We start from the raw sequence: 26,069 nt of genomic DNA on the forward strand, positions 1-26,069 counted from the left end.
GGCGCAGTAAAGATATATAAAATTAGTTTTTTATTTCCAATAAATATATGAATGCCGCAGCGGTCCCATCGCGTCATCCTCCGCGACGATGAATCGGCAAACCTTTGAAATCCCTAGGTAAAACAAGACGCCGCCTCCGCCGCCGCGGCTGGCCTCATCTCGCGCCCCTCCCCCCGTCCTTGCCAGCAAAACTATCGACAGAAAAACCGAAACCCGCTACGCTGCGCGCCCTCGGCCTATCCGCCCAACCTATTGATCTGTATATACAAATGAACGCAGTTCTTCTGGCCGTCATCGTCATGCTCGGGCTGGCGCTCTTGCGCACCCATGTCGTCATCAGCCTGCTGCTCGGCGCCTTGATCGGCGGTCTTAGCGGCGGCCTGTCTCTGTCCCGCACGCTGGAAGCCTTCAACAACGGCATCACCGGCGGCGCCGCGGTGGCCTTGTCCTACGCCCTGCTGGGCGCCTTCGCTCTTGCCATCGCCAAATCCGGCCTGCCCCACGCGATGGCGGATCTGGCGATCAAGCGGCTGGAACGAGGCGGCGCGCAAGGCAAACTGAAATGGGCCTTGATCCTGTTGCTGGCCCTGGTCAGCGTCGCCAGTCAGAACCTGGTTCCCATCCACATCGCCTTCATCCCGCTGCTGGTGCCGCCGCTGCTCTATGTGATGGCGCGGCTGCACCTGGACCGCCGCCTGGTCGCCTGCGTGATCACCTTCGGCCTGGTCACGCCCTATATGGTGTTCCCGGTGGGCTTCGGCGATATCTTTCTGAAGCAGATCCTGCTCGGCAACATCGCCAAATCCGGCATGGACGTGCGCGGCGTCAATGTGATGCACGCGATGGCGATACCGGCGCTGGGCATGCTGGCCGGCCTGCTGTGGGCGGTGCTGGTCAGCTACCGCAAACCGCGCCAGTACGCGCTGGGCAAGATAGAAAACGCCGAACGCACCCGCGCCAAGGTCAGCCGCAAATCGCTGGCCACCGCGCTGCTGGCGATCACGCTGGCCTTCGCGGTGCAGCTGTATACCGATTCGATGATCATGGGCGCGCTGGCGGGCTTTCTGCTCTTCCTCGCCACCGGCGTGGTGAAATGGAAGGACGCGGACGGTCTGTTCAACGAAGGCATGAAGATGATGGCGATGATAGGCTTCACCATGATCACCGCCCAGGGCTTCGCGGAAGTGCTGAAGGCCACCGGCCAGGTGGGCGCGCTGGTGACCGCCAGCGCCGGCCTGTTCGCCGGCAATCAGGGCGTGGCCGCCTTCGCCATGCTGCTGGTGGGCCTGGTGGTGACTCTGGGCATAGGCTCGTCCTTCTCCACCGTGCCCATTCTCACCGCCATCTACGTGCCCCTGTGCATGCACCTCGGCTTCTCGCCGCTGGCCACCGTGGCCATCATCGGCACCGCCGGCGCGCTGGGCGACGCCGGCTCGCCGGCTTCTGACTCCACGCTGGGCCCGACTTCGGGCCTGAACGTGGACGGCCAGCACGACCATATCCGCGACACCGTGCTGCCCACCTTCCTGCACTACAACCTGCCTGTGCTGGCGGCCGGCTGGATCGCGGCCATGGTGTTGTAGAATGGCCGGCATGGATGATCAAATCGATGCCCGCCTGGCCGAAATGGAAGTGAAGCTCGCCTTCCAGGACGAACTATTGGACGCGCTGAACGCCACCGTGGCGCGCCAGCAAAAAGACATGGAGTTGCTGCAACAGCAGATGCGTCTGCTCTACCAGCAATTCCGTCAGGCCCAGCCGGACGACGCCGCGTCCGGCCTCAGCCTGCGCGACGAGGTTCCGCCGCATTATTGAGCTGGCGGCGGCTTAGAAGCGGTTCAACGTCTCGCGAGCTAAGGCGAGACCAGGCGAAAACCGCTGAGAAAGCGGAATGCGCACGTGGCGCATAAGTATTTCGAAGCGGTTTCAACACCCTGTATCTCATTATCCCGCCGATGCGCAGCAGGCTTGGAACAGGCGCTAGCGGTGGCCCTTGCGACGCGACACCGTCGCCTCGATATTCTTGCGGCCGATCAGCGGCGCCGGTTCCGGCATGTCCGGCGCGGTGTCGCCCAGCCATTTGTACATCACCAGACAGTCCACCAGACCCAGCCCCGCGTGACGATAGGCGCGCGGCAAACGCCCCACCTGCTCGTAGCCCAGCTTGCGCCACAAGGCCACCGCCACCTCGTTGCTGGCCACCACGGAATTGAACTGCATCGCCAGGAAACCGCTGTCGCGCGCCAATTGCTGCGAATGCTCGCACATCAGCCGCGCCACGCCCTTGCCGCGCGCCGCCTCGGCCACCATATAGCCGCAGTTGCAGACATGGCCGCCCGGGCCGGCGGCGTTGGGCTTGAGAAAATACGAGCCCAGCAGCGCGCCATCCTCCTCCGCCACCAGCGTGTGCAAAGGCAGCCGCAACCACAGCTCGCGCGCCTGCTCCCGCGTCATCTCCGGATCGAAGGCGTAGGTTTCCCTGGCCGCCACCACCGCGTGGAACACCGGCCAGAAACGCTCGAAATCGTCGTCGTTCATCGGTCTGATCGTAATCATGCTGCCTCCTGTTTCAATTGCGCCGTCCCCGGCTTTCTGGTCATGCGTCCGGACAACAGGCTGGCGCTGGCGATCAAGGCGCCGCCCGCCCATTCGCGCGGCGTCATCGCCTCGCCGGCCAGCAAATAGGCCGACGCCGCCGCGAACAACAACTCCATCAGCATCAACGTCATCGTCTGCGTCGCCGGCAGAATGGAAACCCCGTGCTGCGATATCACGCTGGTGCACAGCAAGGTGACGCCCAGGATGCCCAGCACCAGCCAGCTTTGCGGCGGTATCTGCAAAATGCCGCCCAACTGCCCGGCCAGCGCCAGCTTGATCGCGCCGATGGACGCCACGCCGAACCAGATCGACGCCGATTTGACCGGCACCGGAATGGACTGGGCGCCGCGGCTGATCACATTGCCCAGCGCGAAGGCCATGCCGCCGGACAAGGCCAGCCATTCGTAGCGATGGCTGAGCGGCAGCTCCCCGGCGAACAGGCCGGGACGATAGATGAAGATGAAGCAGCCGAGCAGCGACAGGGCCACCACCAGCCAGCCGCTGCGGGTCAGGCGCTCCTTCAGGATCAGCCGCGACAGGAACACCGTCCACAGCGGCGACAGGTAGAACAGCAGCAAGACCCGCATCACTTGTCCCTCGGACACGGCCCAGGTATAGCTGTAGTTGCACCAGCCGAACACCGCGGTCAGCACCAGCAACACCGGCTGCAGCCGGAATTGGCGGCGGTAGACGTCGAAAAAGGTGATCACGCCCAGGGTGATGGCCACCAGATAGACCACCAGCGAGGTCATCGCCACGCTGACTCCGCTTTGATTGAGGCTGCGGAAGGGATACCACATCAGCCCCCACACCAGCGCGGTGGTCAGAATGCCGGTGGTGGCCAGAAACTTTTGTTTTACAGGTGTCATTGCTGTTCTTAAGATGTTCGCTGTTCGTTTGCTTGCGCCCGCTTTCCTGGAGATACCCGTGAACCCTCGCCTGGCCCAATTGCAGCCCTATCCGTTTCAACGCCTGCGCGCCCTGCTCGCCGGCACGACGCCACCCGCGGACAAGGCGCACATCAACCTGTCGATAGGCGAACCCAAGCACCCGACGCCGGCGCTGGTGGAACAGGCGCTGATAGCCAATCTGGGCGGCTTGTCGCAATACCCGGCCACGCTGGGCAGCGAAGCGCTGCGCCAGGCCTGCGCCGCCTGGATGCGGCGGCGTTATGACCTGAACCTGGATGCGCAAAGCGAGATACTGCCGGTCAACGGCAGCCGTGAAGCCTTGTTTGCTTTTGTGCAGACGGTGATCGACGCAAGCGCGGAGCCGGCGCCGGTAGTGATATCCCCGAATCCTTTTTACCAGATTTACGAAGGCGCGGCACTGTTGGCCGGCGCCGAGCCCCACTATGTCAACTGCCTGGCCGAACAGCGCTTCCAGCCGGACTGGAGCCAGGTGCCGGAGTCGGTGTGGGCACGCACCCAGTTGGTGATCGTGTGCAGCCCCGGCAACCCCACCGGCGCGGTGATGTCGCTGGCCGATTGGGAAACCCTGTTTCAGCTGTCCGACCGCTACGGCTTCGTCATCGCCAGCGACGAGTGCTATTCCGAAATCCACTTCGGCCGGCCGCCTCTGGGCGGGCTGGAGGCGGCGAGCAAGCTGGGACGCGGCTTTGAGCGGCTGCTGATGTTCACCAGCCTGTCCAAGCGCTCCAACGTGCCCGGCATGCGCTCGGGCTTCGTCGCCGGCGACGCGGCGCTCCTGGCGAAATTCCTGCTCTACCGCACCTACCACGGCAGCGCGATGAGCCTGACGATACAGGCGGCCAGCGTGGCGGCCTGGAACGACGAGGATCACGTCGAGTCCAACCGGGCGCAATACATCGCCAAGTTCGACGCGGTCACCCCGCGGCTGGCGATGGGGCTGGAAGTGCGCCGCCCGGACGCCGGTTTCTACCTGTGGGCCAAGGTGCCGGACGGGAATGATGTAGACTTCGCCAAGGCGCTGTTCGCCGAAGAACACGTCACCGTGCTGCCCGGCAGCTACCTGGCGCGCGAGGCCCACGGCGTCAATCCCGGCGCCGGCTATGTCCGCGTCGCGCTGGTGGCCACGCTGGAGGAATGCGTGGCCGGCGTCGAGCGCATCGTCGCCTTCGCCGAGCGCCGGCAGCGCCAGACCCCCTGAATCCACGCGGCCCGCCTCCGGCGCGGCCGCTTGAAAGCGAATTGAATGACGACTTCCATCCACATTGCCAAAGGACTGAACACCATGCATCCGATCCAGACCCTGATCGAAGAAGCGTTTGAGAAGCGCGCCGAGATCACGCCCGCCACCGTCTCCGCCGAACTGAAGGCCGCCATCGGCCAGGTGATCGCCGAGCTGGACGCCGGCCGCCTGCGCGTGGCGGAAAAACAGGGCGCCGACTGGGTGGTGAACCAGTGGGTGAAGAAGGCGGTGCTGCTGTCTTTCCGCATCCGCGACAATGAAATCTCCGATGACGGCGTCAACCGCTACTTCGACAAGGTCGACACCAAGTTCGCCGACTGGAACCCGGCCCGCTTCCAGGAAGCCGGTTTCCGCGTGGTGCCGGGCGCGGTGGCGCGCAAGGGCAGCTTCATCGCCAAGAACACCGTGCTGATGCCGTCCTACGTCAATATCGGCGCCTACGTCGACGAAGGCGCGATGGTGGACACCTGGGCCACCGTCGGCTCCTGCGCCCAGATCGGCAAGAACGTTCACCTGTCCGGCGGCGTCGGCATCGGCGGCGTGCTGGAACCGCTGCAGGCCAACCCCACCATCATCGAAGACAACTGCTTCATCGGCGCACGTTCGGAAATCGTCGAAGGCGTGATCGTAGGCGAAGGCTCGGTGATCTCCATGGGCGTCTACATCGGCCAATCCACCAAGATCTACGACCGCGAAACCGGCGAAGTCAGCTACGGTCGCGTGCCGCCGGGCTCGGTGGTGGTGTCCGGCAACCTGCCCAGCAAGGACGGCAGCCACAGCCTGTACTGCGCGGTGATCGTCAAGAAAGTGGACGCTCAGACTCGCAGCAAGACCAGCATCAACGAGCTGCTGCGCGGCGTGTAAGGCCCCGCCGTCCGCCGGCTCGGGCGGACGGTCGGCTCGCCCGCCGTTCGCCTTTTCTCCCCTCCGTCGTCGCCTCTCGGCGTCTCCGGCCGCATTGCAATGCAGCATATTTGCATCGCGAATGCTGTTGAAATTTGGCTAGTCCACGACAAGTCTATAAAATCTCCAGTTCGAAAAGAATCGGCAAAAAAGCGGCCGCTCTCCAAGCACCGCTCAGCCCAGGCCGCGAAGCGCCGCCAGCCAAGGCGCAGCGCAACGCCAAAGCTTGGGCGACGGGCTTCAAGAGCCGCTTTGCCTGAACGGCCCGCCATCGCACCGCTCCGGGTCCGCCGTTTCAACCGAAGCCGTCCGCGGCTTCACGCATGCTATCTGGAAAACTTGTGTCTTCTGACAATTTCATCGAGTTCAGAAACGTCAGCTTCGCCTATGGCGAACGGCCCATTCTGAAAAACCTCAACCTCGCGATTCCGCGCGGCAAGCTGGTGGCCGTCATGGGCGGCAGCGGCAGCGGCAAGACCACGCTGCTGCGGCTGATCTCGGGCCAGAACCGGCCGCAAAGCGGCGAGGTGCTGGTGGACGGCAAGAGCGTCGCCAAAATGAGCGCCGCCGAACTTTATCAACACCGCCGCCGCATGGGCATGTTGTTCCAGTTCGGCGCGCTGTTCACCGATCTGTCGGTGTTCGACAACGTCGCCTTCCCCATTCGCGAGCACACCAAGTTGCCGGACAGCATGATCCGCGACCTGGTGACCATGAAGCTGGAAGCGGTCGGCCTGCGCGGCACCCAGCAGCTGATGCCGGCCGAACTGTCCGGCGGCATGGCGCGCCGGGTGGCGCTGGCGCGCGCCATCGCGCTGGACCCACAGCTAATGCTGTACGACGAACCCTTCACCGGCCTGGACCCGATCTCGCTGGGCGTGATCGCCCACCTGATCAAGAAGCTCAACCACGCGCTGGGCACCACCGCGGTGATGGTCACCCACGACGTGCACAAATCGCTGGAGATCGTGGACCACGTGCTCTTCGTCGCAGGCGGCGAAATCGTCGCCCAGGGCACGCCGGACCAGGTGCGCAATTCGGATTCGCCATGGGTGCACCAATTCATCTGGGGCGAGGCCGACGGCCCGGTGCATTACGCCTATCCGGCGGAGCGCTCGCTCGCCGACGACCTGGGACTCAACGGAGGCCGCCATGCTTGACCTGATCGCCGCGCCCTTGCGCAGACTAGGCCATCTCGCCATCAACGCCGTCTGGCGGCTGGGCTTCGCCTGCCGCTTTCTGGTGGCCATCCTGCGGGGCAGCGGCCAAAGCCTGCTGCGGCCGCAACTGACCATACGCGAGGTCTACTTCGCCGGCGTCATGTCCTTGATCATCATCCTGGTGTCCGGCCTCTTCGTCGGCATGGTGCTGGGCCTGCAGGGCTACAGCACCCTCGCCAAATTCGGCTCCTCCGACGCGCTGGGCGCGGTGGTGGCACTGGCCCTGCTGCGCGAATTGGGCCCGGTGCTGGCCGCGCTCTTGTTCGCCAGCCGCGCCGGCAGCGCGATGACGGCCGAAATCGGCCTGATGAAAACCACGGAGCAACTGGACGCGATGAGCGTGATGGCGGTCGATCCGATCGCCCGCGTCGTGGCGCCGCGCTTCTGGGCCGGCGTGATCTCCATGCCCATCCTGGCCGCGCTGTTCAACGTGGTCGGCATCTTCGGCGGCTACCTGGTGGGCGTGGTGATGATAGGCCTGGACGTCGGCACCTTCTGGTCGCAGATGCAGGCCAACGTCGATCTGCATTTCGATGTGGTCAACGGACTGATCAAGAGCCTGTGCTTCGGCGTCGCCGTCACCCTGATCGCCGTGTTCGAAGGCTATGACGCCACTCCGACGGCCAGCGGCGTGTCCGCCGCCACCACCCGGACCGTGGTCACCTCCGCATTGGTCATCCTGGCGCTGGATTTCATCCTGACCGCCTTCATGTTCTAGGAAAAACCCGAATGAAACGCTCTACTATTGACTTGTGGGTAGGCATTTTCGTGGCGCTGGGCATTGCCGCCGTCACCTTTCTGTCGCTGAAAGTGGCCAATCTGGTCCCGCAAAGCGCCAACCAGACCTATGTGCTCTACGCCGACTTCGACAACGTCGGCGGACTGAAGGTCAAAGCGCCGGTCAAGGAAGCCGGCGTGGTGATCGGACGCGTGGCCGACATCCGGCTCAACCCGAAAACTTATCGCGCCCGCGTGACTCTGAATATTGACAAGACCTATCAGATCAGCGACGACGCCAGCGCGTCCATCCTGACCGCCGGTCTGCTGGGCGAACAATATATCGGCATGCTGCAAGGCGGCTCGGAAACCAATCTGGCCCCGGGCGGCACCATCACCATCACCTCCTCGGCCATGGTGCTGGAACAATTGATCGGCAAGTTCATAACGGGCTTTACCGATAGCAACAAGAGCGCTGACAAATAGCGCGGCACAAAGACGGGGCACCCCGCAACACACTGCCGGCCGGCGCGCTGCCCGCGCCGCCGGCTCACTCGCAATCGATTGGAAAAAAGATGAAAAAACTGCTCGCATTCTGCTGTCTGTTGTTCGGCCTGTCTGCCGCGGCCCAAGCCGCCGGCGACACCCCCACCGACGTGATCAAGGACGCTTCCCGCCAGGTGCTGGAAGTGCTGAAACAGGACAACGGCAAGAACACCAAGCAAATCCGCCTGCAGGCGGAAGCGGTGGCGGTGCCGATGTTCGACTTCCAACGCATGACCGCGCTGGCCGTGGGCCTGGGCTGGCGCCAGGCCAGCGCCGAGCAGCGCACCCAGCTGACCCAGCAGTTCCAAACCCTGCTGGTGCGTACTTACTCCGCCACCATGACCCGCTTCAAGACCGCCCAGGTCGACGTCAAGCCCAACCCGCTGATGAGCAACGGCGACCGCGACGCCACCGTGAAAACCACGGTGACCCTGCCGGGCAACGCCAACCCGGTGGCGGTGGATTATTCGCTGAACAAGGGCGCGCAAGGCTGGAAGATCTATAACGTCAGCGTGGAAGGCGCCAGCCTGGTCACCGTCTATCGCAACTCCTTCAACGAAGAAGTGCGCAAAAGCGGCGTGGACGGCCTGATCAAGCTGCTGCAGAACAAGAACGCGGCGCCGGCCGCCGCTGCGCCCGCCAAGGGCAACGCCTGATGCTGAAACGCACCGCCCCCGGCCAGGCCCGGCTCAGCGGCCAACTGAACATGGACAGCTGCGGCCCCTTCGCCGCGCCGCTGGCCAAGCTCGCCGGCGAAGCGCCCTTGCGCCTGGATCTGTCCGGCGTGACCGGCGCCGACTCGGCCGCGCTGGCCCTGCTGCTTGGCGCGCGCCGCGCCGCCGACGCCGCCGGCCACGCCCTGTCGCTGGAAAACTGGCCGAGCGGGCTCAGTGCCTTGCTGGACCTTTACTCGCTGGCGGAGCTGCTGTCCGCCCCGGCGGCGGATTGATATGCGGAGAGGATTTATGTCGTCCCTGAAACCCGCGCTGACCGGCCTGGCGCTCTCGCTGCTGCTGGCCGGCTGCGCCAGCAACCCGACGGTGCCTTACGACCGCTTCGAGCCCTATAATCGCGCCATGTACCAGGTCAACGACACCGCCGACCGCTACGTGATCAAGCCGGTGGCCGAGGGCTACAAGGCCGTCACGCCGTCGCCGGTGCGCACCGGCGTCAGCAATTTCTTCGACAATCTCAAAGACGTCTACAGCGCGCTGTCCAACGCCTTGCGCGCCGAGCCGGAAAAAGCGCTGAACGACGTGATGCGAGTGGCGATGAACACCGGCTTCGGCCTGTTCGGCCTGATCGACATCGCCAGCCAGGCCGGCCTGAAGAACAACAAGACCACGCTGGGCGACACCTTCGCCGCCTGGGGCTGGCACGACAGCAACTATCTGGTGCTGCCCTTCTTCGGCCCCTCCACCGTGCGCGACGGCGCCGGCCTGACCGCCTCGCTGGCCGGCCCGGGCCCGGAAAAAATGTTCTACGACACCACCTGGCAGGCGGTGGGCTTCTACGGCCTGTACGGCGTGAACACCCGCGCCCGCTACCTGGGCGTGGAAGCCATGCTCAGCACCGCGGCGCTGGATCCATACAGCTACACCCGCGACGCCTATATGCAGCTGCGCGCGCAGCAGCTGGGCCTGCCCAACCCCACCCAGCCGGCGGACACCTTCAGCCTGGACGAACTGGTCGACTCGCCCGCCGCGACGGCGCCCGGCGACAAGACAGCGGCCTCCGCCGCGCAGTAAACCCACTCTCTCCGCCGCCGGCCACTGGCCGGCGGCCTTCCTTTTTACTTATCAACAGGAAACGCCATGAGCAATCTGCCAGCCTGTCCGCAATGCAAATCCGAATACACCTATCAGGATGGCGCGATGTATGTCTGCCCAGAGTGCGCGCACGAATGGAACGAGCAGGCCGCGCCGTCCGAAGAGGCCCGCGTGATCAAGGACGCCAACGGCAATGTGCTGCAGGACGGCGACAGCGTCACCGTGATCAAGGATCTGAAAGTCAAAGGCTCCTCCCTGGTGGTGAAAGTGGGCACCAAGGTGAAGAACATCCGCCTGGTCGACGGCGACCACGACATCGATTGCAAGATCGACGGCATCGGCTCGATGAGCCTGAAGTCCGAATTCGTCAAGAAAGCGTAAATCCCGCGCACCAAAACAAAACGCCACGGCCTGAGCCGTGGCGTTTTTCATTGCAAAAGCAAGCTTATCGCTTAGAGCCTGTTTACGATCTCGCGAGCTAGAGCGAGACAAGGCGAAAGCGGCTGAGAAAGCGGAATGTACATTCGGTACATGAGCATTTCGAAGACGGTTTCAACGCCGTATCGCCGACGCGCAGCAGATCGTAAACAGACTCTTAGCTGATCCGTTCGATCAGCGCGCCTACCGCGCCCAGCTTCTTCTCGATATGCTCGTAGCCGCGGTCCAGGTGGTAGATGCGATCGACGATGGTCTCGCCCTCGGCCACCAGGCCGGCGATCACCAGGCTGGCCGACGCGCGCAGATCGGTGGCCATCACCGTGGCGCCGGACAGCTTCTCCACGCCCTTGATGATGGCGGTGTTGCCTTCCACTTCGATATTGGCGCCCATGCGGTTCAGCTCGGGCACGTGCATGAAGCGGTTTTCGAAAATGGTTTCAGTCACCACGCCGGCGCCCTCGGCCACGCAGTTCAGCGTCATCAGCTGGGCCTGCATGTCGGTGGGGAAAGCCGGGTAAGGCAAGGTGCGGAAGTTCACCGCCTGCGGACGGCGCTTCATGTCCAGCGAGATCCAGTCGTCCCCGCACTCCACCACCGCGCCGGTTTCGGCCAGCTTGTCCAGCACCGCTTCCATGCTCTTGGGCGCGGCGTTGCGCAGCACGATGTGGCCGCGCGTCATCGCGCCGGCCACCAGGAAGGTGCCCGCCTCGATGCGGTCCGGCATCACCGCGTAATCCGCGCCGTGCAGACGCTCCACGCCCTCGATCACCAGCCGGTCCGTGCCGATGCCGCTGATCTTGGCGCCCATGGCCACCAGACAGTTGGCCAGATCGGTCACTTCCGGTTCGCGCGCGGCGTTTTCCAGCACGGTGGTGCCCTCGGCCAGCGTCGCCGCCATCAACAGGTTCTCGGTGCCGCCCACGGTCACCATGTCCATGATGATGCGCGCGCCGCGCAGGCGGCGGGCCTTGGCCTTGACGTAGCCGTGCTCGATGCTGACCTCGGCGCCCATCGCCACCAGGCCCTTGATGTGCTGATCCACCGGCCGGCTGCCGATGGCGCAGCCGCCCGGCAGGGACACCGTGGCCTCGCCGAAGCGCGCCAGCGTCGGGCCCAGCACCAGGATGGACGCGCGCATGGTCTTCACCAGATCGTACGGCGCCACCAGGCTGTCCAGATGGCCGGCGGTGATTTCCATCTCGTGCACATTGTCCGTCATCACCCGCACCCCCATGCCTTGCAGCAGCTTCTGGGTGGTGGCGATGTCGCGCAACATCGGCACATTGGTGAAGCGCATGGTGTCGCCGGTCAACAGACTGGCGCACAGAATGGGCAGGGCGGCGTTCTTGGCGCCGGAAACGCGGATCTCGCCGTTGATCGGACCGTTGCCGATGATTTTCAATTTATCCATGACGGATCAGCCTTGCAGTTTTTGCCATTCGTCCGGCGTAGCGGCCTTGACGATGGACAGAGCGTGAATTTCATTGCTGGCCAGGCGGGTGGCGATCACCTCCTTGACCAGGCGGTGGCGGTCGATCAGGCGCTTGCCCTCGAAAGCCGCCGACACGATGGTGGCGTAGAAGTGGTGGCCGTCGCCTTCCACTTCCAGATGGGTACAGGCCAGGCCGGCCTCGATGTACTGTTTGACTTGTTGCGGAGTAATCATGAGAAATCCCGTGGATGCGCTCAATGGCGCAGTTTATAGCCAGATTTGATCAGCCAGAGCGTCAGGCCCGACAAGACGGCGAAGCTGCCGCCCACCACCCCGGCCGACAGCCAGGGGCTGACGTCGGCCTGGCCGAAGAAGCCGTAGCGGAAGCCGTCTATCATGTAGAACACCGGGTTGAGATGAGACGCGGCGTACCAGAACGGCGGCAGGCTGTTGATCGAATAGAACACGCCTGACAGGAAAGTCAGCGGCATGATCAGAAAGTTCTGGAAGGCGGCCAGTTGATCGAACTTTTCCGCCCAGATGCCGGCCAGGATGCCCAGCGCGCCCAGCACGCCGCAGCCCAGCACGGCAAAGGTCAACGCCCACAGCGGCTGAGCCGGCAGCGGCAGGCCGAACCAGCCGGTGATCAGCAAAACCCCGGCGCCGACGGCCAAGCCGCGCACGACGGAGGCCAGCAGATAGGCGCCGAAGAATTCCAGCGCGGTCAGCGGCGGCAGCAGCAGGAACACGATGTTGCCGGTGATCTTGGACTGGATCAGGCTGCTGGAGCTGTTGGCAAAAGCGTTCTGCGCCATCGACATCATCGCCAGGCCCGGAATCAGGAAGGCGGTGTAGCTGATGCCCGGATAGGCCTCGACATGGCGCGACAACACATGGGCGAAGATCAGTTGATACATCAACGCGGTCAACACCGGCGCGGCCACGGTCTGGAACGCCACCTTCCAGAAGCGCACCAGCTCTTTCTTGAACAGGGTCATGAAGCCGGTCATGGCTGCGGCCCTCCATTCATCATCTTGACGAACACGCTTTCCAGATCCGTCTCCACCACGTTCAGTTCACGCACTTCCACCGCCGCTTCGCGCAGCGCGGTCAGCACCGCTTCCAGCTGGCCCAGGTGCTCCAGCTGCAACACCACGCGGCGGTCCTCGTCGCGCAGCTTCAAAGGCAGCAAGGCCGCCGGCAAATCGCCGGACAGCAGCAAGGCCACTTCGCGGCGCGCGCTGTGCGCCAGCAGCTTGTCCTTGTTCTCCAGCGCCACCAGCCGGCCCTTCTTCAGCATGGCGATGCGCGAGCACAAGGCCTCGGCCTCCTCCAGATAATGAGTGGTCAGCACAATGGTGTGGCCGGCGCGGTTCAGTTCCTGCACGAACACCCACAGACTCTGGCGCAGCTCCACGTCCACGCCGGCGGTGGGCTCGTCCAACACGATGACCGGCGGGCGGTGCACCAGCGCCTGGGCCACCATCACCCGGCGCTTCATGCCGCCGGACAGGGCGCGCATATTGCTGTGCGCCTTGTCCGCCAAACCCAGCTTGAACAGCAACTCGTCGATCCAGTCGTCGTTGCGGCCCAGGCCGAAGTAGCCGGACTGGAAGCGCAGCGTTTCCCGCACCGACAGAAAGGGATCGAACACCAGTTCCTGCGGCACCACGCCCAGCGCCTTGCGCGCGGCGCGGAAATCGCCGACCACGTCGTGGCCCATGATGCGGATGCTGCCGCTGTCCGGCCGCGACAAACCTGCCATCGCGGAAATCAGCGTGGTCTTGCCGGCCCCGTTGGGGCCGAGCAGGGCGAAGAATTCGCCCGGTGCGACGGTAAAGCCGACCTGGTCCAGCGCCTGCAGCTGGCCATAGCGCTTGCTCACCGCCTGAATTTCAATAGCCTGGGGCATGAGAGAGGTAACACCGACAACGCCGCGCGGCTGAAGCCGCCAACGGCGCTAATGGTTTGACAAAAAAGGTCAATTATAGCGCTGGGCTACGCTTGAGGGGGAGAGTTCTTCCATCACTTCCGGCAGGAATATTCCACGGTAGACATATTGCAACAGTTGCGTGGCATTCTCGCCCAGATTGGTCTGGCTGCCGTCCGCCAGCCAGCGGTTGATCAGGCCGTGATGCATGGACTGCAACACCTCGGCCACCGTCTCCGGTGTCACATAGGGCAAGGTCTGGCCGGCATCCACCGCCATCTGCACCACCAGGGTCAATTGCTCGCGGGTTTCTTGCATATGCGCAACACACTCGTCGTGAATGGGAGCCAGTTCGCCGACATGCTCGCTACGCATAAACAGAATGAGTAATATACGACGAACCTGTTGGTTCTCCCCAATCATGGTCAGCAGCCGGTGGCTATGGTTCCACAAGGCCAGAGCCGGACTCGAGTGTGCCGTTCTCAACAATTGCTCGCAGATGTCATCAAACTGCCCGCCCATCCTGTCCAGCATCGCCCGGTACAAGTCCAGCTTGTTCTGGAAATGCCAATACACCGCGCCGCGCGTCAATCCCGCCGCGCTGGCGATGTCTGCCAGTGTCGTTTTAGAGACACCCTTCTCGCTAAAAAGCTGCTCCGCCGTATCCAGCAGCAGATGCCGCGTTTGTTCGGCTTCTTCCCGGGTTTTGCGTGCCATGTTGAACGTATCGCTGATCAAAGGGGTCTGTCGGAAGCCCGCACCATAACACAATGCGTCGCTGGAAGCATTTTACATACGTACACGCATGTATGTAAAATGTCGCGACTCAAGATCGATCAATTCCCACTATCAAAGAAAAATTGCAGTACCTTTTACTTATAACACTCATACCCCCACATTCCTGAGGACATCCCATGAAGATGCAAGGAAACACCTTCGCCCAGAAAGGCGGGCACTGGCTGTTGCTCACCGCTCTGGCCGCCAGCCTGATGGCCTGCGGTCAAAAAAACGACCAGCACGCCGGCGCCATGCCGCCGGTGCCGGTAGGCGTGATTGAAATCACCCCTAGCGATGTGCCGGTCTCCTTCGAATTCGTCGGCCAGGCGGCAGGCTCGCGAGAAGTGGAAGTACGCGCCCGTGTGGGCGGCATTCTGCTCAAGCGCGCTTATACCGAAGGCAAGCCGGTCAAACAGGGCGACTTGTTGTTCCAGATCGATCCGGAGCCGTTGAAGGCGACGCTGGACCAGGCCCAGGGCAATCTGCAAGTGCAACAGGCTCAGCTGGTGCGCACCAAGCAGGACTTCGACCGCATCAGCCCGCTGTTCAAAGAGAACGCGGTCAGCCAGAAAGACCGCGACGACGCGGTCAGTGCTTATGAAGCCGCCAAGGCTTCCGTCGCCGCCGCCCAGGCCCAGGTGCAGCAGGCCAAGATCAATCTTGGCTACGCCCGCGTCACCGCGCCGATTTCCGGCATGACCAGCCAGGAAACCCGTTCCGAAGGCAGCCTGGTGTCCACCAGCGCCGACGGCAGCCTGCTGACCAAGGTGTCCCAGCTGGACCCGGTCTACGTCAATTTCAGCATGTCCGACAGCGACATGATGAATCTGCGCAAGATGCAGGACTCCGGCCAACTGAAGCTGGCCTCCAACGGCCACTTCAACGTGCAGCTGAAGCTGACCGACGGCTCCACCTACGGCAAGAGCGGCCGCTTGAACTTCACCGACAGCCTGGTGGACGCCAGCACCGGCACCATCCGTTCGCGGGCCACCTTCGCCAACCCGGACGGCAGCATTCTGCCCGGCCAGTTCGTGCGCGTGATCCTGCAAGGCGCCCAACGCAGCAACGCCATCGCCGTGCCGCAGCGCGCGGTGCTGACCTCGCAGCAGGGCAAGATGGTCTGGGTCGTCGGCGCCGACAACAAGGTGCAGCCGCGTCCCATCACCGTGTCCCAGGACGTGGGTCTGAACGTATTGGTGGAAAGCGGCCTGAAAGCCGGCGACAAAGTGGTGGTGGACAACATCATCAAGCTGCGCCCGGGCGCCGATGTGAAGCCGCATCCGTTCAAGGCCGACGCCAGCGCGCCCGCCGCCGCGCCCAAACAATAAGGCAAAGGGGTAACCATTCATGTTTTCCGCCTTTTTCATCAGGCGGCCCATCTTCGCCAGCGTGATCTCCATCGTGATCACGCTGGCCGGCTTGGCCGCCCTCAAGGCATTGCCCATTGAGCAGTACCCGGAAATCGTGCCGCCGATGATCTCGGTGAGCGCGAGCTACCCGGGCGCCTCCGCCGAGGTGATCGCCAACACCGTCGCTTCGCCACTGGAACAGGCGATCAACGGCGTGGACGACATGCTCTATGTGCAGTCCACCAGCTCCTCCAGCGGCAAGCTGTCGTTGAGCGTGACCTTCAAGATCGGCACCGACGCCGACCAGGCCACCATCAACGTCAACAACCGCGTGCAGTCGGTGTTGTCGCAGCTGCCGGAAGAAGTCCGCCGGCAAGGCGTCAACGTGACCAAGAAATCCTCGGCCTTCCTGCAGGTGATTTCGCTGTTCTCGCCGGACAAGACCTACGACACCCTGTTCATCAGCAACTACGCGCTGTTGAACGTGGTGGACGAGCTCAAGCGGGTGCCGGGCGTGGGCGACGTGATCAACTTCGCCGGCCAGGACTACTCGATGCGCGTCTGGCTGAAGCCCGATCGCCTGGCCCAGCTCAAGCTGACGCCCAGCGACGTGGCCGCCGCCATCCGCGAGCAGAACGCTCAGTTCGCCGCCGGCAAGGTGGGCGCGGAGCCGGTCAAAGGCAAGCAGGACTTCACCTACACCGTGACCACCCAGGGCCGCCTGTCCGAACCGGAAGAGTTCGAGAACATCATCGTGCGCTCCAACCCGGACGGCTCCGCCGTGCGGCTGAAGGACGTGGCGCGCGTGGAACTGGGCGCCTTGTCCTATGACTTCACCGGCACGCACAACGGCCGACCCACCATCCCGATCGGCATCTTCCTGGCGCCCGGCGCCAACCAGCTGGCCACCGCGCAAGCCGTGGAACAGACGATGCAGAAACTGGCGGTGAGCTTCCCCAAAGGCCTGAACTACGCCATCCCTTACGACACCACCAAGTTCGTGGAAGTGTCGATCAAAGAGGTGTACTCCACGCTGGCCGAAGCCATGGTGCTGGTATTCCTGGTGGTGTTCCTGTTCCTGCAGAACTGGCGCGCAACCCTGATTCCCTGCCTGGCGGTGCCCGTCTCCATCATCGGCACCTTCGCCGGCATGTACGCCTTCGGCTTCACCATCAACACCCTGACGCTGTTCGGCCTGGTGCTGGCCATCGGCATCGTGGTGGACGACGCCATCGTGGTGCTGGAAAACGTCGAACGCCTGATGACCCAGGAAAAGCTGTCGCCGCTGCAAGCCAGCTTCAAGGCGATGGATGAAGTGTCCGGCGCGCTGGTGGCCATCGTGCTGGTACTGTGCTCGGTGTTCATCCCGGTGGCCTTCCTCGGCGGCATCGCCGGCCAGATGTACAAGCAGTTCGCCATCACCATCGCGGTGTCGGTGTCGATTTCCGGCCTGGTGGCCCTGACCCTGACCCCGGCGCTGTGCGCGCTGCTGTTGAAGGAAGGCCATCAGCATCCGGCCCGCTTCTTCGTCTGGTTCAACAACTGGTTCGATCGCCTGACCCAGGGTTATTCCCGCGGCGTGGTGTTCCTGATCAAGCGCAGCGCGGTGGGCATCCTGCTGTTCGCCGGCCTGATCGCCATCTGCGTTGGCCTGTTCCGCATCATCCCGTCCAGCCTGGCGCCGGACGAGGACCAGGGCTACATCATCGCCGCCGCCTTCCTACCGGACGGCGCGTCGATGCAGCGCACCTCGGCCACCATGACCAAGCTGGACGCGATGACCAGCAAGAACCCGGCGGTCCAGGACGTGATGAGCTTCGCCGGCTTCGACATCCTGACCGGCGGCAACAAGACCAACGCCGGCGTGTCCTTCATCACCCTGAAACCGTGGGATGAGCGCAAAACGCCCAACCTGTCGTCTCAGGCCGTGGTGGGCGACACCTTCGCCAAGGGCATGATGGGCATCACCGACGGCATCGTGCTGGCCTTCAACCCGCCGCCGATCTCCGGCATGTCCAACACCGGCGGTTTCGAGGCCTATGTGCAAAGCCGCGGCGGCGCCAGCTCCGTGGAACTGGGCGAAGTCACCAAGAAACTGGTGGCCGCGGCCGCCAAACGCCCGGAACTGAAAGGGGTGCAAACCACCTTCTCCGCCAGCGTGCCGCAGATCTACGTCAAGCTGGATCGGGCCAAGGCCAAGTCCCTGGGCGTGCCGGTCAACACCGTGTTCGACACCATGCAGAGCACCTTCGGCGCGCTGTACGTCAACGACTTCAACAAGTTCGGCCGCACCTTCCGCGTGCAGCTGCAATCGGAGGCGGATTTCCGCACCCGGGTTGAAGACCTGCGCAACATCTATGTGCGTTCGCAGGACGGCAATATGATCCCGCTGACGGCGCTGGTGACCATCAAGCACACCACCGGTCCGGAAAGCCTGGAGCGCTTCAACATCTTCCCGGCGGCCAAGCTGGTGGGCGGTCCCGCGCCCGGCTTCAGCTCCGGCGAGGCGTTGAACGTGCTGGAAGCCGTGGCCAAGGACACCTTGCCCGACGGCTACACCCTGGCGTGGACCGGTTCCGCCTTCCAGGAGAAATCCACCAGCGGTTCTTCCGCCGTGGTCTTCGGCTTCGGCATGATCATGGTGTTCCTGATCCTGGCGGCGCAGTACGAACGCTGGAGCCTGCCTATCAGCGTGCTGATGGCGGTGCCTTTCGCCATGTTCGGCGCGCTGATGGCCAACTGGCTGCGCGGACTCGCCAACGACGTCTACTTCCAGGTGGCCTTGGTGACGCTGATCGGCCTATCGGCCAAGAACGCGATCCTGATCGTGGAGTTCGCCGTCCAACAAATGGAAGAAGAAGGCCTAAGCGTGGTCGAAGCCGCCATCGAGGCCGCCAAACTGCGCTTCCGCCCCATCGTGATGACTTCGCTGGCCTTCGTGCTGGGTTGCATGCCCTTGGCCATCTCCAGCGGCGCCGGCTCCGCCAGCCGCCACTCGATCGGCACCGGCGTGGTGGGCGGCATGTTGGCCGCCACCTTCATCGCCACCTTCTTCATCCCGATGTTCTTCATGCTCATCATGAAGTTCAGCAAACCGAAACAGCCTCAGCCCGCGGCCGAGGCAGGAGACAAGGCCGATGCTTAAACGCGCCCTGATTCCCTCATTGGTGGCGCTGGCGCTGACCGCTTGCGCGGTCGGCCCCGACTACAGCCGCCCCAAACTGGAGCTGCCGGACAGCGCCCAGGCCCAGAACCCGGCCATCGCCCTGGACTGGTGGAAGCAGTTCAACGATCCGGTGCTGGATCAGTTGATCGCCCAAGCCCTGGAACACAACCAGGACCTGGCCGCCGCCTCCGCCCGCGTCGACGAAGCCGCGGCCCAGGCCGGCATCGCCCGCGCCCAGCTGCTGCCGGCGCTGAACGCCAACGCCGGTTATCAGCGCGGCCGCGCTTCCAGCACGACAAGCACGCCGGGCGCGCCGCTGGTCAGCGACGTGCGCAACGCCAACCTCACCGCGTCTTGGGAACTGGACCTGTGGGGCAAGCTGCGCCGCGGCAATGAAGCGGCCCGCGCCGACTTCGCCGCCAGCCGTTTCGCCCGCGACAGCTCGAAGCTGGCGATCGCCGCGCAAACCGCGCAGACCTATTTCCAGCTGCGCGCCTACGACGCCCAGTTGGACATCGCCAAGCGCACGCTGCAAAGCCGCGAGGAATCGCTGAAGCTGCAGACCAAGCGCTTCAAGGGCGGCTTGATCTCGGAGCTGGACCAGCAGCAGGCCGAGGCCGAGGCGGCCTCCGCCCGCGCCAAGGTGCCGCAGATCGCCAGCGCGCTGGAGCAGACCGAAAGCGCGCTGGGCGTGCTGCTCGGCCACTCGCCCAAGCAGCTGGTGGCCGGCGGCATTCAGCGCGGTCAAAGCCTGGACGCGCTGTCCGCCCCGCCGGAAGTGCCGGCCGGGCTGTCCTCCAGCCTGCTGGAGCGTCGGCCGGACATCGCCGCCAGCGAGCAGCAACTGGTTGCCGCCAACGCCCGCATCGGCGTGGCGCGCGCGGCCTACTTCCCCAGCATCAGCCTGAGCGGGGCGCTGGGTTCGCAAAGCCTGTCGCTGGACACCCTGTTCACCGGCCCGACGCGGACCTGGAGCTTTGTCGGCAATCTGGCGGCGCCGGTGTTCAACTTCGGCCAGACCGGCTACTCGGTGGACGCGGCCAGCGCGCGGCAGAAGCAGGCGCTGGCGCAGTATCAGAAGACGGTGCAAAGCGCGTTCAAGGACGCGCTGGACGCGCTGTCCGGCTACGGCGCGGCGCGGGAGATCCAGGCAGCGCAGACCACGCAGTTCCAGGCCTTGAACAAATCGCTGCGCCTGGCCAATCTGCGTTACGACAACGGCTACGCCAGCTATCTGGACGTGCTGGACGCGCAACGCAACAGCTTCCAGGCGGAGCTGGGCCTGGTCAGCGCCAAGCTGGACCAACTGAATGCCGTGGTGGGCCTGTACAAGGCGCTGGGCGGCGGCTGGGAAGCCCCGGCCAAGTCCTGATCCGCTATGTGCAAAGACAAACCCCGCCTTGGCGGGGTTTTTTATTGGCTAACCGCGGCATCAGGCCGGGAGAGCCGGCCACACTACATGGTCAAGGTCCGGCACGGACTCGGGCATATCCCGCAGTTGCTTGCGGTAGGCCTGCCAGGCGGTCCGCTGCTCGGCGCTGTACGGCGCGTCCGGCAACTGGGTTTTGTCGGACGCGGCTAGCAGGCGGTCACGCTCAATACGCAGCAGCTCCAACTTGGCTGCGCGAATCAGCTGGCTCGCAGTGGCCGCGTCGACGTCTAGTTCGGCCAGTTGGTCGGCGGGCACATTGATCATGCCGTTAGGCAGTTTGGCAATCATCAGCATCGGAATCTCCTGGAGTTAAGCGGTCGGCGCGTCGACAAAAGCGTTCAGGGTTTGCGGCGGCGCAACGCGGCTGGCCAATGCAATCGGCTCGACCTCCCAGCGCACATTCACATGCGGTCCATTCGCAATTTCGCGCGCGCCACCCTTGCCATCATGAAAACCAAAATCCAGCGGCAGATTGGAAATCACGCGATAATTCAAACCGCCCCCACGCAGATATGCGCCACTCAGCACCATATTGCATGCAGCAAGCGTCCCCTCCGGAATACTGTTGTACACCGGCTTATTCATGTCTATCCGATATTGCTTGCAATACATCGCATGAGAAACATGCGATACCGTCGGGTTATAGGTTTCGCTGAAGCGCTTAATTTCGAGAAACTTGGCGTCCCCGCCCCAAGCCACGTCGCTTCCCTCCATTTCCAGCAACAACCCGGCCTGGTGCACGCTGCTGGCATTCAATGGCCGCTCCGTCTCGGCACCATTCCATGCAAAATTACGGACGATAGACACTTGATGCGCACCACTCTCACCCGCGGCGCGAAAACGCCACCACACCGGATAGAAGAAATCCTTGCTGCCACCGATGGTGAAATCAATGACGATGCGGCGTTCCGGCGTATTCTCCTTGCGCCAATCCTCCATTTGCTGAATCTTGACATCCACGCGCCGATCGATATCGGCAATCTTGCCGTTTACCGTGCCGGTCAGCGCATTCGACGCCTGTACCAATTCCGCGATATTGCTTTCCAAGCTCATCATGCTCTCCAATAGTTCATCACAGAGTTCGGCCGGAACCCAGGGTCCGACCATGCTTTTCGTCCACAGCAAGAAAGGTATGAACGAACTCGAGACTGACAAGGAAGCATTCTGGCACTGGCAAAATGCGCTGTATCTTAAAACATTTTAAAAAAGCAAAGGAAGCCACCTCCCCAAGTGGCTTCTTATTCATCCCTTCCAATCAGGGTTGAATTTTCTCAAGCTCGTCGAAGTCTGGGTTGGCACCACCTCTCCAAGCCAGAACCGCATCGATGAATGTACCCATTGCTTCGACCTCCTCCTTTTTTCCTCTACGCACGATGTTCAACTGTTGTTGGATGCTATAGGCGCTAAGGATTTTCCCCTCCGCCGCTGCCCGCAGATAATGATCAGCACCCACCTCCGGCACCTCGGTGCCTTCTGTATAATCAAACCAGCCGCCATCCAAATTCAGGCCGGCCGCTCCTTCATCAAATTCATTAATATTTTCAATATAGTCCATGATGTTTCTCCTTAACTAAAAACGATGGTCGCGTTGGCATTACCTGCCACACCGCTACTCACCGGGGAGTACTTGACTTTGTTTTCTATTGATTTGGCAGAGCTACCTGTCGCATTGATGAATCCTCCGTTGGTTGCCTCATAAGCGATGACCGAACAATGACTGGCTGAGCTACCAACCACGCTAGCCAGACCCGCCAGATCAACATAGAAACCCTTCTCAACATTTTGAATAGCCAGATCACTACCAAATACAGCGCCTTGATACCGTGCGCCAACACCTACCTTACAATCCTTGATTGCAGAAGGCTCCCCATCATTTGGGTGAACCTCCACTTTAGAACCGGAACTGCTGTAAATACCATAATTGGCACAATCTCGGATTTGTACTCCATAGGCAAAAACAACACTATTCTTGCCGGCAAGGCACCCCGTATCACTGCACTGGCTAATCACAGCACGATGCGCTGTTACAAAAGATTGATAGTCAGCCTTGATTCCAATGGTTATGACTTTGACACCATCAGGCCTGACACTTACAAACTGCTTCCCCCTTCCTTTTAACTTCACGTCATCAACAGTCGCTCGAGAAAAATCATGCACCAACATTCCATGACCGCCAAAATCTGTTACCTTTAAACCAGGGCAAAAATAAAGACTGCCATAAATCAATTCAACACCATTATGCACACCTTCTATTTGTATAGAGTTAGGGTCGGACACCACATAAGCTCCTCTTTGCAAATTCACGCCACGCCAAGTGAAATTTTTATCGGCATCGTTCTCTCCGATAATTTTAAACCCACTAAAATTGACCCCCCGCACCCCATTAAAAATCACCCCATGAGAAAGCTTGGCGTTATCCGGCACAAACTTAAGCACACATGCCTCCGGGTTTTTGATATTGCCTTCAATCCTGATCCGATGCGCATAGGGCTGCCCTCTCAAATGAATTGAAGTACTGGTGTGCACCCCGTCACTCACTTTAATTTTCACATCATGTCGCAATACCTTGCCACTCAAGGATGTCCACGCCTCATAAATCGTCTTGAAGGGCTTGCCCGGTCCCACTTCCAGAATCTGGCTGGCCGTGGTTCCCCAATTGGCCATCGTGCTGTCCATTTTAGCGACTTGAACATCCACCCTTTTATCAATAGCGCCGATCTTGCCATTGACAACTCCAGTCAATGCATTTGCTGACTTGACCAGATCTGCAACATTGCTTTCCAAGCTCATCTCTTTCTCCTTAAAGTCAAACAACAACACACAGCCATTTCGGCTGACATCAAAACCGCCTTTACCAACACTCTTTCATGACAAGTCCAGCAATTAATGAATATTTAAATTAATAAATTCAATAAATGTCGAACTAAACAGCGGATCAGCGTATTCATGAGATAGGCGGGGAAGCCCTGCGACAAGTGCTGGATGCTGTCTCTTTACCGCATGCGATGTGCCAGCAACATCAGCACAGCTCGCCTAGACGGCTCAAAATAGTTTCATCCTCAACGCTTGGCTGCCCGCCTCCCCCCACGATCCGTTGGCTCAAATGCCCAGATGTTGTTTCACGAACAAATGCTGGAGACTGACGATGGCCGCCGCGTTGGCAGTGGCCAGTTCCAGGCCAGCGCGTTTATCGGCGGCATGCTCCTGCTCCAATGCTCGGCTTTGGCTTTGCAGGGCGGCCACCTGCGGTTCCAGCACCTGCTGCTTGTCCGCCTGCGCGCGGATGCGATCGTCGCGCTCCAAACCGCGGGTGGCCTCGCTGATCTGGGCGGCGGCCAAAGCCGCCAACTCGCTGGCCAAACTCAGGTTGAGGCCGGCACCGCTGGACTGGATGGTGACGCTGTTCGGCGGCAGCGCGTTCAAGGCCAGGTCATAGGCCAGCAGCAATTGCACATCGGCGGCCTTATAGGCCAGCGCCGCCTTCGGGTCCGACCAGACTGCCAGCAAAGTGCCGTCCGCCAGGATGAAGCCGATCTCGCGCACCCAAAACGCCTTGTCGTCGTCGGCGATGGCGGTCAGATGGATCTGGGTATTGCCCAGCCGTTCGCCGCCGGCGATAGGGTAGCGCGCCTGTTCGCCGCGCAATTTGGTCTGGCTCTGCGCAGGCGCGTAAGCGCCGTCGCCCAAGGCGATGTGAGTGATCTGCGCGGACACGCCGTCATTGCTGGCGCGCCAGATCGCGGCCAGGCCGGCGGCGGTGATAAGAGGTGCTAAGGGGGTGCTCACAACGATGCCTCCATGGTGACGTGGACCACGCCATAGATCTGCGCGGCGGATGAAAGGGTCAGCGGCTGCTGCGGCGCCAGCCGCATCGGCGCCGTCTCGGCGCTGCGGCGGATCAACGCGCGCGCCTGAGCGGCCGAAGCCAGGCCCAAGCGGCCGTTGAAGCGCGCGCCCAGCTTGAAGCGATAAGTGCTGCGCGCCGGCTTGGCGAGCTCCACCATGCGCCGTAGCCGGCGGTAAAGCTCGGGATTCAACAAGGCCTGGCCGGGCAACAGATTGTCGTTGGCCCAGGCGGTCAATTCGAAGGTATGGGGCGCGGCCGGCGGCTGGCGCTGCCACCACTCCTCCAGTTCCACCGTCACGCCGAGGATGCGGAACACTTCGCGCAGCGCCCAGGGCGTGCCCTTGTGTCGATGCAGTTCTATGCTCTGCTTGATCAGATCTCGGCGCTGCCGCTCGCTCTGGGTCAGCAGCCAGCCTTCATCGCCGTCGATATGGAATTGCTCGGCCAACAGGGGCAACAACTCCGGCTTGGCCGCGTCCACTAGATAAACCAACAAGCCGCCTGGATCGATGTCGCCCAAGCGTTCGCTCAGCCGGGCCAGCGGGCCGAAGCGCGCGTCGCGCACCAGCAGATTGGGGGTCACATCAGCCATCCTGGCCTCCGGTCATTTCCAGCTGAATGCCGGTGCAGTGCGACCAGCCCTGCGGCGGCACCACCTGGGTGGCGGCCGGCTCCAGCAAAGTCACCTGGTAAACGCCGGACACCGACAGCGTGGCGATCAGCTGCGACGGCACGATGTCGCGGCCCAAGCGCTCCGCCTGCGCCTGCACGAAAGCGCCGACGGCGGCCTGCGCCTGCTGTTGCACGGTTTTGGGATCGACGTCGCGATACGGCGTCAGCCTCGCGCGCACCCGGTAGCCGTAATCCTCCGGCGGCAAGACCTCCACCAGATCGGTCAGCGGCCGCACCCGGTCGGCGCTGCAGGCGGCGGCCACCACGCTGAGCAGGCTGTCCGGCGGCATGCCGGTCTTGGTCAGCGGGTATAGCCGCACCACGCCGGGCGGCACCTGATTGGCGCTTTGCAATTCGCCGTTCTGCTGTTGCAGGCTGGCGCTGATCACCGCCACGTCGGCGATGTCCTGATGCGCGCGCAGCGCGTGGTGACGATAGGAGGCGGCGCTGCCGGCCACGCTGAACGACTCCGGCGCCAGCCTAATGCGCGCGCGCAAACGCTCGTCGTCCTCGGCGTCGGCGCCGCCGGCGCTGGTGTCGATATTGACCACGCTGGCGTCCACGTCCAGTTCATCCACCAGAGCGTTGATCTGGCCCGGCACAAAGCCGTTGCCGGCGGCGCCGGCCTCCACCGCGCTGACCGGCACGTCGACGCTGCTGCTGCCGGCGGGCGCAATCTGGCTGGCCAGCGTTTGGAACTGCACGCCGCCGCCGGCCACCAGGGTCTGCGCCGGAATCAGCTGCGCCAGCGCCAGCGGCTGGGAGAAGGCGATGCGCACCGTGCAGCGCGCGTGCTGGGCCGGCAAGCGGCTGACGCCGACCAATTCGCCCAGGTAGTCCAGCATGGGCGCGCGAGCGAAGGCCACCAGGTTTTGACGGCCGGCGTCGTTGAAGGCGGCGCGAACCACGCTTTCGCGATAGGCGATCAAATCGATCAGCAAACGCTCCACCTGGCCGGGATAGAGCGTCTTGCCGCTCATCTTCTGGTAGGCGTCGATCAGCTCGGCGGTGACGAGATGCGGATCGTCATCAATGAACTTGGGCAAGTCTGGGGTCATGGAAGAACGTCCTTGAATGGGGAGCGACGGCGGCCAGGCGCGG

Annotated in this window: 28 protein-coding genes; 14 read left to right on the forward strand and 14 right to left on the reverse strand. The window is 62.7% G+C overall.

Going from position 1 to position 26,069, the window contains the following annotated elements; genetic code table 11:
* The first annotated feature begins 269 nt into the window (after nucleotides 1–269).
* Entirely contained in the window at nucleotides 270–1,583 is a 1,314-nt protein-coding gene (locus JC616_RS22925) for a Na+/H+ antiporter family protein (RefSeq protein WP_107801048.1), read from the forward strand.
* A gap of 10 nt (nucleotides 1,584–1,593) precedes the next feature.
* Entirely contained in the window at nucleotides 1,594–1,815 is a 222-nt protein-coding gene (locus JC616_RS22930; RefSeq protein WP_107802046.1) for a SlyX family protein, read from the forward strand.
* Nucleotides 1,816–1,980: 165 nt separating this feature from the next.
* Here JC616_RS22930 and JC616_RS22935 read toward each other — a convergent pair whose 3' ends face one another.
* On the reverse strand, nucleotides 1,981–2,556 hold the full coding sequence (locus JC616_RS22935; RefSeq protein WP_227105650.1) for a GNAT family N-acetyltransferase: 576 nt from the start codon (nucleotides 2,554–2,556) through the stop codon (nucleotides 1,981–1,983).
* Entirely contained in the window at nucleotides 2,553–3,467 is a 915-nt protein-coding gene (locus JC616_RS22940) for a DMT family transporter (RefSeq protein ID WP_019101310.1), read from the reverse strand. The genes JC616_RS22935 and JC616_RS22940 overlap by 4 nt, the downstream gene beginning before the upstream one ends.
* Nucleotides 3,468–3,525: 58 nt before the next feature.
* On the opposite strand from JC616_RS22940, the gene dapC reads away from it, so the two are divergent.
* The 9 genes from dapC (at nucleotide 3,526) to JC616_RS22985 (ending at nucleotide 10,306) form a co-directional block, all read left to right on the forward strand.
* On the forward strand, nucleotides 3,526–4,728 hold the full coding sequence (gene dapC / locus JC616_RS22945) for a succinyldiaminopimelate transaminase (protein ID WP_107801051.1): 1,203 nt from the start codon (nucleotides 3,526–3,528) through the stop codon (nucleotides 4,726–4,728).
* A gap of 84 nt (nucleotides 4,729–4,812) precedes the next feature.
* The gene (gene dapD, locus JC616_RS22950) at nucleotides 4,813–5,634 is read left to right on the forward strand and encodes a 2,3,4,5-tetrahydropyridine-2,6-dicarboxylate N-succinyltransferase (protein WP_227108622.1); all 822 of its coding nucleotides are present in this window, start codon (nucleotides 4,813–4,815) and stop codon (nucleotides 5,632–5,634) included.
* A gap of 380 nt (nucleotides 5,635–6,014) precedes the next feature.
* Entirely contained in the window at nucleotides 6,015–6,833 is an 819-nt protein-coding gene (locus tag JC616_RS22955) for an ABC transporter ATP-binding protein (protein WP_199225948.1), read from the forward strand.
* Nucleotides 6,826–7,611 carry a lipid asymmetry maintenance ABC transporter permease subunit MlaE gene (gene mlaE / locus JC616_RS22960; RefSeq protein WP_107801053.1) on the forward strand — a complete coding sequence of 262 codons (786 nt, stop codon included), beginning with the start codon at nucleotides 6,826–6,828 and terminating at the stop codon, nucleotides 7,609–7,611. The genes JC616_RS22955 and mlaE overlap by 8 nt, the downstream gene beginning before the upstream one ends.
* A gap of 11 nt (nucleotides 7,612–7,622) precedes the next feature.
* Entirely contained in the window at nucleotides 7,623–8,096 is a 474-nt protein-coding gene (gene mlaD, locus JC616_RS22965) for an outer membrane lipid asymmetry maintenance protein MlaD (RefSeq protein ID WP_107801054.1), read from the forward strand.
* A gap of 89 nt (nucleotides 8,097–8,185) precedes the next feature.
* Nucleotides 8,186–8,812 carry an MlaC/ttg2D family ABC transporter substrate-binding protein gene (locus tag JC616_RS22970; RefSeq protein WP_227105652.1) on the forward strand — a complete coding sequence of 209 codons (627 nt, stop codon included), beginning with the start codon at nucleotides 8,186–8,188 and terminating at the stop codon, nucleotides 8,810–8,812.
* Nucleotides 8,812–9,105 (forward strand): STAS domain-containing protein, encoded by a 294-nt coding sequence (locus tag JC616_RS22975; protein ID WP_227105654.1) that lies wholly within the window; start codon nucleotides 8,812–8,814, stop codon nucleotides 9,103–9,105. Before JC616_RS22970 ends, JC616_RS22975 begins: the two co-directional genes overlap by 1 nt.
* Before the next feature lie 16 nt (nucleotides 9,106–9,121).
* Complete coding sequence (locus tag JC616_RS22980) at nucleotides 9,122–9,904, forward strand: MlaA family lipoprotein (protein ID WP_107801057.1); 783 nt, start codon at nucleotides 9,122–9,124, stop codon at nucleotides 9,902–9,904.
* Between the two features lie 66 nt (nucleotides 9,905–9,970).
* The gene (locus tag JC616_RS22985; protein WP_227105656.1) at nucleotides 9,971–10,306 is read left to right on the forward strand and encodes a zinc ribbon domain-containing protein YjdM; all 336 of its coding nucleotides are present in this window, start codon (nucleotides 9,971–9,973) and stop codon (nucleotides 10,304–10,306) included.
* Between the two features lie 214 nt (nucleotides 10,307–10,520).
* On the opposite strand, the gene murA is transcribed toward JC616_RS22985, so the two are convergent.
* From murA to JC616_RS23010, 5 genes are all read right to left on the reverse strand, one after another.
* Nucleotides 10,521–11,774, reverse strand: a complete 1,254-nt coding sequence (gene murA, locus JC616_RS22990; RefSeq protein WP_107801059.1) for a UDP-N-acetylglucosamine 1-carboxyvinyltransferase — start codon at nucleotides 11,772–11,774, stop codon at nucleotides 10,521–10,523.
* 6 nt (nucleotides 11,775–11,780) lie between these two features.
* Complete coding sequence (locus JC616_RS22995; protein WP_048407933.1) at nucleotides 11,781–12,029, reverse strand: BolA family protein; 249 nt, start codon at nucleotides 12,027–12,029, stop codon at nucleotides 11,781–11,783.
* A gap of 20 nt (nucleotides 12,030–12,049) precedes the next feature.
* Nucleotides 12,050–12,805, reverse strand: coding sequence for an ABC transporter permease (locus JC616_RS23000; protein ID WP_107801060.1), 756 nt, complete (start codon nucleotides 12,803–12,805; stop codon nucleotides 12,050–12,052).
* Nucleotides 12,802–13,707 (reverse strand): ABC transporter ATP-binding protein, encoded by a 906-nt coding sequence (locus tag JC616_RS23005; RefSeq protein WP_107801061.1) that lies wholly within the window; start codon nucleotides 13,705–13,707, stop codon nucleotides 12,802–12,804. The genes JC616_RS23000 and JC616_RS23005 overlap by 4 nt, the downstream gene beginning before the upstream one ends.
* 69 nt (nucleotides 13,708–13,776) lie before the next feature.
* Entirely contained in the window at nucleotides 13,777–14,442 is a 666-nt protein-coding gene (locus JC616_RS23010) for a TetR family transcriptional regulator (protein WP_107801062.1), read from the reverse strand.
* A 197-nt stretch (nucleotides 14,443–14,639) separates the two neighbouring features.
* On the opposite strand from JC616_RS23010, the gene JC616_RS23015 reads away from it, so the two are divergent.
* Genes JC616_RS23015 through JC616_RS23025 form a run of 3 tightly spaced genes read left to right on the forward strand, consistent with a single transcriptional unit; the run spans nucleotide 14,640 to nucleotide 20,389 of the window.
* Nucleotides 14,640–15,830, forward strand: a complete 1,191-nt coding sequence (locus JC616_RS23015) for an efflux RND transporter periplasmic adaptor subunit (RefSeq protein ID WP_227105658.1) — start codon at nucleotides 14,640–14,642, stop codon at nucleotides 15,828–15,830.
* Between the two features lie 19 nt (nucleotides 15,831–15,849).
* The gene (locus tag JC616_RS23020; protein ID WP_227105660.1) at nucleotides 15,850–18,996 is read left to right on the forward strand and encodes an efflux RND transporter permease subunit; all 3,147 of its coding nucleotides are present in this window, start codon (nucleotides 15,850–15,852) and stop codon (nucleotides 18,994–18,996) included.
* Nucleotides 18,989–20,389: an efflux transporter outer membrane subunit gene (locus tag JC616_RS23025; RefSeq protein WP_227105662.1), complete on the forward strand. Its 1,401-nt coding sequence runs from the start codon at nucleotides 18,989–18,991 to the stop codon at nucleotides 20,387–20,389. Before JC616_RS23020 ends, JC616_RS23025 begins: the two co-directional genes overlap by 8 nt.
* A 60-nt stretch (nucleotides 20,390–20,449) precedes the next feature.
* Here JC616_RS23025 and JC616_RS23030 read toward each other — a convergent pair whose 3' ends face one another.
* From JC616_RS23030 to JC616_RS23060, 7 genes are all read right to left on the reverse strand, one after another.
* Nucleotides 20,450–20,743 (reverse strand): tail fiber assembly protein, encoded by a 294-nt coding sequence (locus JC616_RS23030; RefSeq protein ID WP_227105664.1) that lies wholly within the window; start codon nucleotides 20,741–20,743, stop codon nucleotides 20,450–20,452.
* A gap of 15 nt (nucleotides 20,744–20,758) precedes the next feature.
* A complete protein-coding gene (locus JC616_RS23035) occupies nucleotides 20,759–21,502 on the reverse strand; it encodes a hypothetical protein (RefSeq protein ID WP_227105666.1) in 744 nt (247 codons plus the stop codon).
* Between the two features lie 202 nt (nucleotides 21,503–21,704).
* Nucleotides 21,705–22,004, reverse strand: a complete 300-nt coding sequence (locus JC616_RS23040; RefSeq protein ID WP_227105667.1) for a hypothetical protein — start codon at nucleotides 22,002–22,004, stop codon at nucleotides 21,705–21,707.
* 11 nt (nucleotides 22,005–22,015) lie between these two features.
* Entirely contained in the window at nucleotides 22,016–23,239 is a 1,224-nt protein-coding gene (locus JC616_RS23045; RefSeq protein WP_227105668.1) for a hypothetical protein, read from the reverse strand.
* Nucleotides 23,240–23,548: 309 nt separating this feature from the next.
* Entirely contained in the window at nucleotides 23,549–24,235 is a 687-nt protein-coding gene (locus JC616_RS23050) for a phage tail-collar fiber domain-containing protein (RefSeq protein ID WP_227105669.1), read from the reverse strand.
* Nucleotides 24,232–24,888, reverse strand: a complete 657-nt coding sequence (locus JC616_RS23055; RefSeq protein ID WP_227105670.1) for a phage tail protein I — start codon at nucleotides 24,886–24,888, stop codon at nucleotides 24,232–24,234. Before JC616_RS23055 ends, JC616_RS23050 begins: the two co-directional genes overlap by 4 nt.
* Nucleotides 24,881–26,026: a baseplate assembly protein gene (locus JC616_RS23060; protein WP_107801561.1), complete on the reverse strand. Its 1,146-nt coding sequence runs from the start codon at nucleotides 26,024–26,026 to the stop codon at nucleotides 24,881–24,883. The genes JC616_RS23055 and JC616_RS23060 overlap by 8 nt, the downstream gene beginning before the upstream one ends.
* Nucleotides 26,027–26,069: the final 43 nt, after the last annotated feature.

This window comes from Chromobacterium rhizoryzae, assembly GCF_020544465.1.
Classification (GTDB): domain Bacteria; phylum Pseudomonadota; class Gammaproteobacteria; order Burkholderiales; family Chromobacteriaceae; genus Chromobacterium.

Bases quoted from the DNA above. Each gene is read 5' to 3' on its own strand.
- JC616_RS22925 (WP_107801048.1), top strand. From the start codon at position 270: ATGAACGCAGTTCTTCTGGCCGTCATCGTCATGCTCGGGCTGGCGCTC.
- JC616_RS22930 (WP_107802046.1), top strand. From the start codon at position 1,594: ATGGATGATCAAATCGATGCCCGCCTGGCCGAAATGGAAGTGAAGCTC.
- JC616_RS22935 (WP_227105650.1), bottom strand. From the start codon at position 2,556: ATGATTACGATCAGACCGATGAACGACGACGATTTCGAGCGTTTCTGG.
- JC616_RS22940 (WP_019101310.1), bottom strand. From the start codon at position 3,467: ATGACACCTGTAAAACAAAAGTTTCTGGCCACCACCGGCATTCTGACC.
- dapD (WP_227108622.1), top strand. From the start codon at position 4,813: ATGCATCCGATCCAGACCCTGATCGAAGAAGCGTTTGAGAAGCGCGCC.
- mlaE (WP_107801053.1), top strand. From the start codon at position 6,826: ATGCTTGACCTGATCGCCGCGCCCTTGCGCAGACTAGGCCATCTCGCC.
- mlaD (WP_107801054.1), top strand. From the start codon at position 7,623: ATGAAACGCTCTACTATTGACTTGTGGGTAGGCATTTTCGTGGCGCTG.
- JC616_RS22970 (WP_227105652.1), top strand. From the start codon at position 8,186: ATGAAAAAACTGCTCGCATTCTGCTGTCTGTTGTTCGGCCTGTCTGCC.
- JC616_RS22975 (WP_227105654.1), top strand. From the start codon at position 8,812: ATGCTGAAACGCACCGCCCCCGGCCAGGCCCGGCTCAGCGGCCAACTG.
- JC616_RS22980 (WP_107801057.1), top strand. From the start codon at position 9,122: ATGTCGTCCCTGAAACCCGCGCTGACCGGCCTGGCGCTCTCGCTGCTG.
- JC616_RS22985 (WP_227105656.1), top strand. From the start codon at position 9,971: ATGAGCAATCTGCCAGCCTGTCCGCAATGCAAATCCGAATACACCTAT.
- murA (WP_107801059.1), bottom strand. From the start codon at position 11,774: ATGGATAAATTGAAAATCATCGGCAACGGTCCGATCAACGGCGAGATC.
- JC616_RS22995 (WP_048407933.1), bottom strand. From the start codon at position 12,029: ATGATTACTCCGCAACAAGTCAAACAGTACATCGAGGCCGGCCTGGCC.
- JC616_RS23000 (WP_107801060.1), bottom strand. From the start codon at position 12,805: ATGACCGGCTTCATGACCCTGTTCAAGAAAGAGCTGGTGCGCTTCTGG.
- JC616_RS23005 (WP_107801061.1), bottom strand. From the start codon at position 13,707: ATGCCCCAGGCTATTGAAATTCAGGCGGTGAGCAAGCGCTATGGCCAG.
- JC616_RS23010 (WP_107801062.1), bottom strand. From the start codon at position 14,442: ATGGCACGCAAAACCCGGGAAGAAGCCGAACAAACGCGGCATCTGCTG.
- JC616_RS23015 (WP_227105658.1), top strand. From the start codon at position 14,640: ATGAAGATGCAAGGAAACACCTTCGCCCAGAAAGGCGGGCACTGGCTG.
- JC616_RS23020 (WP_227105660.1), top strand. From the start codon at position 15,850: ATGTTTTCCGCCTTTTTCATCAGGCGGCCCATCTTCGCCAGCGTGATC.
- JC616_RS23025 (WP_227105662.1), top strand. From the start codon at position 18,989: ATGCTTAAACGCGCCCTGATTCCCTCATTGGTGGCGCTGGCGCTGACC.
- JC616_RS23030 (WP_227105664.1), bottom strand. From the start codon at position 20,743: ATGCTGATGATTGCCAAACTGCCTAACGGCATGATCAATGTGCCCGCC.
- JC616_RS23035 (WP_227105666.1), bottom strand. From the start codon at position 21,502: ATGAGCTTGGAAAGCAATATCGCGGAATTGGTACAGGCGTCGAATGCG.
- JC616_RS23040 (WP_227105667.1), bottom strand. From the start codon at position 22,004: ATGGACTATATTGAAAATATTAATGAATTTGATGAAGGAGCGGCCGGC.
- JC616_RS23045 (WP_227105668.1), bottom strand. From the start codon at position 23,239: ATGAGCTTGGAAAGCAATGTTGCAGATCTGGTCAAGTCAGCAAATGCA.
- JC616_RS23055 (WP_227105670.1), bottom strand. From the start codon at position 24,888: ATGGCTGATGTGACCCCCAATCTGCTGGTGCGCGACGCGCGCTTCGGC.
- JC616_RS23060 (WP_107801561.1), bottom strand. From the start codon at position 26,026: ATGACCCCAGACTTGCCCAAGTTCATTGATGACGATCCGCATCTCGTC.